The sequence below is a fragment of the Dietzia sp. SLG310A2-38A2 genome, from assembly GCF_014145095.1.
Lineage (GTDB): Bacteria > Actinomycetota > Actinomycetes > Mycobacteriales > Mycobacteriaceae > Dietzia.
Genome location: NZ_JAALDX010000080.1, coordinates 1 through 8513 on the forward strand (window position 1 = coordinate 1; position 8513 = coordinate 8513).

The window sequence follows — 8513 nt, forward strand, 5'->3', positions numbered from 1 at the left end:
GCTCACAGCGACCACTCCCCCGTCGCGCAGGGCGGGCAGGATCTGCGGCAGGGGTCGGGTGCAGCCGGGGGCCGCGCGGTCCATGCGGACCAGGTCGGGGTGGAGGTGGAGCATGAGCGAGGTCTCGGCGTGGCCGGCGTGGGTGTCGGCCGGGTCCACGGAGGTCCGGCACGAAAGCCACGCGGCGTCACGGCCCTCGTAGCGCAGCAGCGGGATCGCCCGACGCAGCGCGTCGAGGTTGCCGCCGTGGCCGTTGACCACCACGAATCTGGGAGTGCGGGTGGAGACCGACCTGCCGAGCTCGATCAGCGTCTGCACCAGCGCGTCGGTGCCCATGGACACCGTGCCGGCAAACGCCTGGTGCTCCCCGCTCGCGCCGTACGCGAGAGCGGGGAGCACGTGGACGTCGGCGGCCGCGAGGGCGTCCGCGGTGGCGGTTGCCAGCAGCGTGTCCGTCTGGGTGGGCAGGTGCGCGCCGTGTTGCTCGGTGGCACCGAGCGGCAGCACCGCCAGGACGGGCTCGATGGTCAGACCTTGATCGCGCCCATGTCGACGGTGAACGTCGACGCGGTGATGGTCCGGGAGGCGTCCGAGGCCAGGAACAGGACCGAGTCGGAGATGTCGTCCGTGGTGGCCATCCCCATCCCCAGGATCGGCGTGAAGTGCGGGAGGAACTGGGGCATGTTGGTGAACACGTCGTGGGCCGCCGGGTCGTCGGCGCCCATCGGGGTCAACACGCCGTAGGGGTGGATCGTGTTGACCCGGATCCGGTGCTCACCGAGCTCCTTGGCCGCGGTCTGCGCGAGGCCCACCACGCCGTACTTGGAGGCCGAGTAGGGCGCCTGGACGGGCATGGCCTTGAGGCCCGCGACGGAGCTCACCAGGACGATCGATCCACCGTTGTCCGCCGCGAGCATGTGCGGGATGGTGGCCTTGAGGGTCTTCCAGTACCCGGTGAGGTTGATGTCGATCGTGTCCTGCCACTGCTGCTCGTCGATCTCCCAGACCTTGCCCCAGTTGCAGATGCCGGCGTTGGCGATCACCACGTCCAGACGTCCGCCGAACTGCTCGACCCCGCGAGCGACCAGGTCCTGCTGGAACGCCAGGTCGCGGACGTCGCCGATCTCGGCGAGGATCTCCCCGCCCTCGGCCTTGACCTTCTCGACCGTCTGCGCGAGATCCTCCTCGGTGGACGCCTTGTAGCCGACATGCTCGGACGGCGAGGCGCACAGGTCCAGTCCGATGACCTTGGCGCCCTCCCGGGCGAAGCGGATGGCGTGCTTGCGACCCTGGCCGCGGGCGATGCCGGTGATGTAGACGACCTTGCCGTCGAAGTCTCCCATGGACTGTGGTTCCTCTTCCTCTACGGACGTAACAGGGAGGCCCGGACGGGCCGCCCCTCCAGGTCACTCTCCCAGGCGACGCATGAACCCGTCGGGGATCACGTAGTCATCCCTGTTGAGTTCCGCGATCGAGGACTTGCTCAACCCGATCAGGCTGGAGTCCAGGCCCGAACGCAGGACGTCCAGGACGTTCTCCACGCCGGCCTGGCCGTTGGCGCCCAGGCCCCACAGGTACGCGCGGCCGATCATCACGGCGCGGGCGCCCAGGGCGAGGGCCTTGGCCACGTCCGACCCGCGCCGGATCCCGCCGTCGAGCAACACCTCGACCTGGTCGCCGACGGCGTCGGCGATCGGCGCCAGGCAGCGGATCGAGGCCGGGGTGCCGTCGAGGTTGTTGCCGCCGTGGTTGGAGACGGAGATCGCGCTGACGCCGGCGTCGACCGCGCGCCGGGCGTCGTCGAGGCGGGTGATGCCCTTGAGCATGACCGGCCCGTCGTAGTTCTCCACGACCCACGCGATGTCCTCCCACGTGGCCGGAGGGGTGCCCATCCACTCGCCGTAGGCACCGAAGAAGGTCGGGCCCATCTCGCCCTGGTGCACGAGGTTCGGCGTGGTCAGGTCGGGGAAACGCTTGTTGGTCACCACGTCGCGCGCCCACTCGGCGGCCCAGCGCGGACGCACCGCGATCTCCGGGGCGAGGGTGAGCATCGCCTTGGCGTCGAGCTTCTCCGGGATGGTCGGGCTGCCCCAGTCGCGCCCCATGGAGAACGACCAGTCGGTGGTGAGGATCACGCCCGCCGCACCGGCGGCCTTGGCCCGCTCCAGGCGCTCGAGGACCTTCTCCTTGCCGCCGAGCCAGTACACCTGGAAGAACGTCTGCGGGTTCGCGGCGATGACCTCCTCGATCGGCTTGGAGGCGAAGGAACTCAGTCCCATCGCGGTGCCGCGCGCGGCGGACGCACGGGCCACGTCGACCTCACCGTCCGGGGTCACGGCCTGGACCCCGGTCGGCGAGATCATCACCGGCAGGCTGATCGGCTGCCCCATCACCGTGGTGGCCATGTCCCGCTCGGCCTTGGCCCCGATCACGTGCGGTTTGGGGCCCAGCTCGGCGAACGCGGCCGTGTTGTCGTCGATCGTCACGCCCTGCTCACTGCCGGCCACCAGCGCCATGTAGACGCTCCGGGGCAGCTTCTTCTTGGCGCGGCGCTGGGCCTCGGCGACCGACTCGAACCAGGGGTTGCTGCGCCAGGGGTTGGCCTCGGCGATCTTCGACAGGCGTGACATGGGAGAGAGCTCCTTCGGGGAGGAAGTGGGCGGGGGCGGGTCGACCCGGTCGACTCAGACCGGGGACTCGTTGCACAGGCTGGTGGGCCTGCGCGGCGGGGTGGTGACGAGGGTCAGCGGGACCGGGCCGGTGGGCTGCTTGCGCGCGGCCAGACCCTTGACCCGCGAGTGGTCCTGTGACGGCGAGGGGATGCTGCGCTCGGCGGCGAGCAGTCCCTCGCCGTACCCCTGGACGCACTCCGGGTCCGGACCGTCCATGGGCAGGCCGGTGAAGAACTTGGCCGCCATGCACCCGCCGCGGCAGCTGTCGTAGAAGTTGCACGACGCGCAGGCGCCGGCGGACTGGGGCTCGCGCAGTTCGCGGAACAGCTCGGAGGTCTGCCACACCGACTCGAAGCTCCCGTCGGCCACGACGTTGCCGGCGAGGAACTCCTCGTGGATCGCGAACGGGCAGGCGTAGACGTCGCCGATCGGATCGATGAGGCACACCACGCGGCCCGCGCCGCAGAGGTTGAGGCCGGGCAGCGATCCCTGGCCGTCGCCGAAGGCGGACAGGTGGAAGAAGCTGTCACCGGTCAGGACGTTCGAGCCGTGCTCGACCAGCCAGTCGTAGAGGTCCTTCTGCTGCTCGGGAAGCGGGTGGAGGTCGTCCCACACGTCCGCGCCGCGGCCGGAGGGGCGCAGGCGGGTGATGCGCAGGGTCGCGTCGTACCGGTCCGCAAGGGCCTTGAACTCGTCCAGCTGGGTGACGTTCTCGCGGGTGACCACCACGGAGATCTTGGCGTCGGTGAAGCCGGCGTTCTGGAGGTTCTCCAGGGCACGGACCGCCATGTCGAACGAACCCGGGCCGCGGACAGCGTCGTTGACCTCGGCCGTGGCACCGTCGATGGAGATCTGGACGTCCACGTAGTCGCTGGCGGCCAGGCGCTGCGCCACCTTCTCGTCGATGCGCACGCCGTTGGTGGAGAACTTCACGCCTACCTGGTGGCTGGTCGCGTAGTCGACGAGCTCCCAGAAGTCCGGGCGGACGGTGGGCTCGCCGCCGCCGATGTTGACGTAGAAGACCTGCATCTTCTGCAGCTCGTCGATGATCGCCTTGCACTGCTCGGTGCTCAGCTCGCGGGGGTCGCGCTTGCCCGACGAGCTCAGGCAGTGCACGCACGCGAGGTTGCAGGCGTAGGTGAGCTCCCAGGTCAGACAGATGGGGGCGTCGAGACCGCGCTCGAACTGGTCCACGAGCCGGCCGACGGGGGCGGGGGCCGCTGGGCGGCTGAGCGTGCTGGTCATGAGGTCTCCTCGATCATGCGCGAGGCGGCGAGCTGGCCGAGCGCGTGCAGGTACAGGCGGGCGGTCCCGGGGTCGTCGATCGGCACGCCGGCGGCAGCGCAGGCGGCGCGGGCGGTGGGGTGGTCGGCGAGAATGCGGACCACCTCGACGATGGTCGGCGACTTGAGAAAGCTGAGCTTGCGGGTGTGGAAGTGGTAGAGCAGGGCCCCGAACGGCTCGGGACGCAGCGCCACTCCGGGGTGCAGGCGCCAGCCGGCGTCGAGATCGAAGGCCGCGGGCGCGGCGTCCTGTTCGGCGCCGGCCGGCGCTGCTGCGGAGGTCATGTCAGTAGACCCCACACATGCCGTCGATCGAGACCTCCTCGATGAGGGCCTCCTCCAGCACTACCTCGGTGTTCTGGGTGTTCTCCACGGCAGTTCCTCTCTTCAGACCTGATGGGTGCCTCACCACTCAAGGTGAGACCTGCATCATATTGGCACCTAGTGCCAATTGCAATGGTCTATGTACAGACCGTGTCCGGGGTGGCTCTAGGCTTGTCGATCATGGGAATGACGGAGTTGGACGACAGTCGCGTCCCCGGGCGACGACCGTCCACGACGCGCGCCTCGATCGTGGCGGTGGCGTTGAGGCTGTTCGCACGCCAGGGATACGACGCGACCAGCGTCGACGAGATCGCCGAGGCCGCACACATCTCCCGGCGGACCCTCTTCCGGTACTTCCCGGGGAAGGCCGCGATCGCGTGGGGCGAGTTCGACGTACAGATGGACGGGATGCGGCGACAGCTGGCCGAGATCCCCGGCTCGACCCCGCTCCGGGACGCGCTGGCGGACTCGCTCGTCGCGTTCAACACCTTCCCGGACTCCGAGACGCAGGTGCACCGCCTGCGGATGGGACTACTGCTCGGGGTGGACGAGCTCCAGGCCCATTCGACGCTGATGTACGCGGACTGGCGGCGGGCCGTCGCCGAGTTCGTGGCCGCCCGTCGCGGGGAGACCGTGCACGATCTGATCCCGGCCGCGACGGCTCACGCCGCCCTCGGGATCGCCCTCTCGGCGTACCGGCGTTGGGTCGACGAGCCCGAGGCGGACCAGGCCCGGCTCCACGAACTCCTCAGACAGTGCACGTGCATCCTGGCCTGAGGCGGAGGGCCGGGCGGTGGGCACCGCGGTGCGTCAGGTGGTGCACGACACCCGGAACCTACCGGGGAGTAATATCTCCTGGATGACCGACACCGCGCCCGTCCAGCCCGAACCCACCCAGACGTTCCGCCTCTGGCAGAAGGCGACCCGGCTACCCTTCGGCTCGCGACTGTTCAGCGCGGCCGTCAGCCTCAAGGCCCCCTACTTCCGCACCGTCCTGCCCCACGTCGTGGACGTGCGCCCCGGCCGGTGCGTGGTCCGCGGACCCGGCTGGTGGGGCAACCACAACCACATCGGCACCTTCCACGTGATCGCCGCCCTGAACCTGGCCGAGATGGCGATGGGCGTACTCGCCGAAGCCACCGTGCCGGCCACCCACCGGTGGATTCCCGTGGGCATGAACGTGCGCTACCCGGCCATGTCGACCGGCGGCATGACCGTCACCGCCGAGTGGACCGAGATCCCCGACTTCGCCGCCATCACCAGCGGACAGGACATCGACGTCCCGTTGCGCTTCGTCGACGACGCCGGCGTCGAACCGGTGGTCGGGTCCATCACCATCCGGGTCTCCCCCAAGAAGAAGCGCTGACGCTCGCCGGCGCGTCAGTCTCGGGTCCGGGCGTCGAAGGCCTTGACGGCGATCGGGGCGATGATCACCGTCAGCCCGACGATCCACAGCAGTGACGCCATCACGGGGTGCTGCAGCGGCAGTGCGGCGTCCGGCCCCACCGCGGGGGCGTTGCCCCAGAGCTCGCGCATCGCCTGGACGACCGAGGCCAGCGGGTTCCACTCGGCGACCGGCCGCAGCCACGGCGGCATCGACTCCGGGGGCGCGAAGGTGTTGGCGAGGAACGTGGTGGGGAAGATCGTGGTGAACATGACGCCGTTGACCGACTCGATGGTCTTGAGGCGGGAGCCCACGACGATGCCGATCCAGATCATGACGAAGCCGAAGCCCAGCAGGATGAGGTAGCCCAGCACCGCGTCGACGATCCCGCTCCGGATCCGCCAGCCCACGACGAGGCCCGTCAGCGACATGACCACCACGCCGATGGAGGAGTGGATGAGACTGGAGGCGCTGCGCGCGATGAGGATCGACGCACGCTGGATGGGCAGGGTCCGGAAGCGGTCGATGATCCCCTTGTTGAGGTCGTTGCACAGCCCGGAGGCCACGACGAACGAGGAGAACGCCATGGTCTGCGCCATGATCCCCGGGAGCAGCCACTCGCGGTAGTTCACGCCGCCGGCCACCGCGATCGCGCCGCCGAAGACGTAGGCGAAGAGCAGGACGAACATCACCGGCTGGATGGTGACGTCCGCGAGGTTCTCCGGCTGCCGGCGGATGTGGAAGAGGTTGCGGCGCACCAGCGCGGAGATCTGCCGGCCGAGGGACGGCCCCTCGGGGCGGGACGGCATCGCGAACCGCTCGTGGGTGGCCGAGGTGTGGGTGGGGTCGGCGACGGTGCTCATACCCGGTTCTCCTGTTCGATGGTGTCGACGTCCCCGGTGTCCGCGGTGTCCTCGGCCCTGCGTCCGGTGAGGGACAGAAAGACGTCGTCCAGGCTGGGGCGCTGCAGGCCGATGTCGTCGAGTTCGATCCCGGCGTCGGTGAACGCGGTGGCGATCCCCGCCAGCGCCGAGACGCCCTCCGACGGCGCGGTGAGCCGGCGCGCGTCGCGGTCGACGTGCAGTTCCCCGATCCGGCCGTCGAGGACGCGGACGGCCTCGTCGACGTCGTCCGGCCGGGAGACGGTGATGACCAGGCTGGCCGCCCCGGAGCGGTCCTTGAGCTCGAGCGGGGTGCCCTCGGCGATGACGCTGCCGTGATCGATCACGATCACTCGGTCGGCCAACTGATCGGCCTCGTCGAGATACTGGGTGGTGAGCAGCAAGGTGGTGCCGTCGCGGACCAGGTCGCGCAGGACGTCCCAGAGTTCGTTCCGCGACCTCGGGTCGAGGCCGGTGGTGGGCTCGTCCAGGAACAACACGGGCGGGGCCGCGACGAGGCTGGCCGCCAGATCGAGCCGGCGCCGCATACCCCCGGAGTAGCTCTTGGCGACCTTGGTCGCGGCGTCGCTGAGCGAGAACTTCTCCAGTAGCTCATCGGCGCGCGTCTTGACCATCTTCTTGGGCAGGCCGTAGAGGTCCCCGATGAGGCGCAGGTTCTCGCGCCCGGTGAGCAACTCGTCGACGGTGGCCGCCTGCGCGGTCAGCCCCATGGCCTTGCGCACCTCGGCCGGGGCGCCCATCACGTCGTGACCGGCGACGCGCGCGGTGCCGGAGGTGGGCGGGCTCAGGGTCGTCATCATGCGGATGGTGGTGGTCTTGCCGGACCCGTTGGGCCCCAGCAGTCCGAGGACCGATCCGGTGGGGACGGAGAAGGAGATGTCATCGACGGCGGTGAAGTCGCCGAACTTCTTGACGAGGTGTTCCGCCTCGATCGCCGGGGCGTCGGACGCCAGTCTGGTACTCACTCGCCAAAGAGTGCCGCGCCGGGAAACGGTAGTCAATACACAGGTCCGCCAATGAGGACCGATCGCGTCCTATGGCTCACAGGTCACCGTGTGGAGCCCCACGACCCGGGCAACGTATCGTGGGGAGGTTGCCGCGCGACGTCTCGCGTCCCGCGGCGAACCGTCTCTCGAACAAAGGATGACCGGTACCCATGAGCCCCATGTCGACCATCCCGCCGACGATCGCCCGTTCGTGGCTGCTCCTGCCTGCCGACAAGTCCGAGCGCTTCGACGCGGCCGTGAACTCCGAGATGGACGTCGTGGTCCTGGACGTCGAGGACGGGTGCCGCCAGTCGGAGAAGGAGCGCGCGCGCCGCGAGGTCCGCCAGTGGCTCGAGGCCGGCAACCACGCGTGGGTCCGGATCAACGACGTCCGCTCCCCCGAGTGGGAGAAGGACCTCATGGCCCTGGGCCACTGCCCCGGCCTCGACGGCGTCATGCTGGCCAAGACCGAGAACCCGGAGCACGTCTCGCTGACCGCCGCCCGGTTGGCCGCGGACACCCCGATCGTCGCCCTGGTCGAGTCCGCCGACGGTCTGGCCGCCGCCACGGAGATCGCCAAGACCGACCAGGTGGTGCGCCTGGCGTTCGGCATCGGTGACTACCGCCGCGACACCGGCATCGGCTCCTCCCAGATCGCCATGGCCTACACCCGGTCGCAGTTCGTGGTGTCCAGCCGGGTCGCGCGCGTGGCGCCCCCGATCGACGGGCCCACCATCTCCAACGACACCCAGGTCCTCATGGACGCCGCCGAGCACGCGGTCGAGATGGGCATGACCGGCAAGCTGTGCCTGCGGGTGGACCAGGCCCCGTACATCAACGAGGTCCTCTCCCCTTCCGCCGCCGATGTCTCGTGGGCCGAGTCCGTGATCGACGAGCTGGGCCCCGGCGGCGAGCGCTGCCGCGACGGCGCGGACCTGCCGCGGCTGGCCCGAGCGCAGAAG

11 protein-coding genes are annotated in these 8513 nt (G+C 69.8%); 3 read left to right on the forward strand and 8 right to left on the reverse strand.

The features are described from left to right. The 6 genes from mftE to mftA form a co-directional block, all read right to left on the reverse strand. A partial coding sequence (gene mftE / locus G6027_RS03245) for a mycofactocin biosynthesis peptidyl-dipeptidase MftE (RefSeq protein ID WP_187702547.1) occupies window positions 1–531 on the reverse strand: 531 nt, incomplete at its 3' end. Continuing rightward, complete coding sequence (locus G6027_RS03250; protein ID WP_182635365.1) at window positions 528–1343, reverse strand: mycofactocin-coupled SDR family oxidoreductase; 816 nt, start codon at window positions 1341–1343, stop codon at window positions 528–530. The genes G6027_RS03250 and mftE, both read right to left, overlap by 4 nt. A 63-nt stretch (window positions 1344–1406) precedes the next feature. Then, complete coding sequence (mftD, locus tag G6027_RS03255) at window positions 1407–2630, reverse strand: pre-mycofactocin synthase MftD (protein WP_182635367.1); 1224 nt, start codon at window positions 2628–2630, stop codon at window positions 1407–1409. Between the two features lie 54 nt (window positions 2631–2684). Beyond that, window positions 2685–3917 (reverse strand): mycofactocin radical SAM maturase, encoded by a 1233-nt coding sequence (gene mftC, locus G6027_RS03260; protein WP_182635376.1) that lies wholly within the window; start codon window positions 3915–3917, stop codon window positions 2685–2687. Next, entirely contained in the window at window positions 3914–4240 is a 327-nt protein-coding gene (mftB, locus tag G6027_RS03265) for a mycofactocin biosynthesis chaperone MftB (protein WP_182635378.1), read from the reverse strand. The genes mftC and mftB overlap by 4 nt, the downstream gene beginning before the upstream one ends. A gap of 1 nt (window position 4241) precedes the next feature. Beyond that, window positions 4242–4328 (reverse strand): mycofactocin precursor MftA, encoded by an 87-nt coding sequence (gene mftA / locus G6027_RS03270; RefSeq protein ID WP_067716580.1) that lies wholly within the window; start codon window positions 4326–4328, stop codon window positions 4242–4244. A 131-nt stretch (window positions 4329–4459) separates the two neighbouring features. On the opposite strand from mftA, the gene mftR reads away from it, so the two are divergent. Continuing rightward, window positions 4460–5056, forward strand: coding sequence for a mycofactocin system transcriptional regulator (gene mftR / locus G6027_RS03275; RefSeq protein WP_241726768.1), 597 nt, complete (start codon window positions 4460–4462; stop codon window positions 5054–5056). An 82-nt stretch (window positions 5057–5138) separates the two neighbouring features. Then, window positions 5139–5645, forward strand: a complete 507-nt coding sequence (locus tag G6027_RS03280; protein WP_182635380.1) for a hotdog fold domain-containing protein — start codon at window positions 5139–5141, stop codon at window positions 5643–5645. Window positions 5646–5659: 14 nt separating this feature from the next. Here G6027_RS03280 and G6027_RS03285 read toward each other — a convergent pair whose 3' ends face one another. Both G6027_RS03285 and G6027_RS03290 read right to left on the reverse strand, forming a co-directional pair. After that, window positions 5660–6526: an ABC transporter permease gene (locus tag G6027_RS03285; RefSeq protein WP_182635382.1), complete on the reverse strand. Its 867-nt coding sequence runs from the start codon at window positions 6524–6526 to the stop codon at window positions 5660–5662. Beyond that, window positions 6523–7530, reverse strand: a complete 1008-nt coding sequence (locus G6027_RS03290) for an ATP-binding cassette domain-containing protein (protein WP_182635384.1) — start codon at window positions 7528–7530, stop codon at window positions 6523–6525. The genes G6027_RS03285 and G6027_RS03290 overlap by 4 nt, the downstream gene beginning before the upstream one ends. A gap of 200 nt (window positions 7531–7730) precedes the next feature. Here G6027_RS03290 and G6027_RS03295 point away from each other — a divergent pair. Then, window positions 7731–8513, forward strand: a 783-nt coding sequence (locus G6027_RS03295) for a CoA ester lyase (protein WP_182635389.1), incomplete at its 3' end; no start/stop codon positions are given.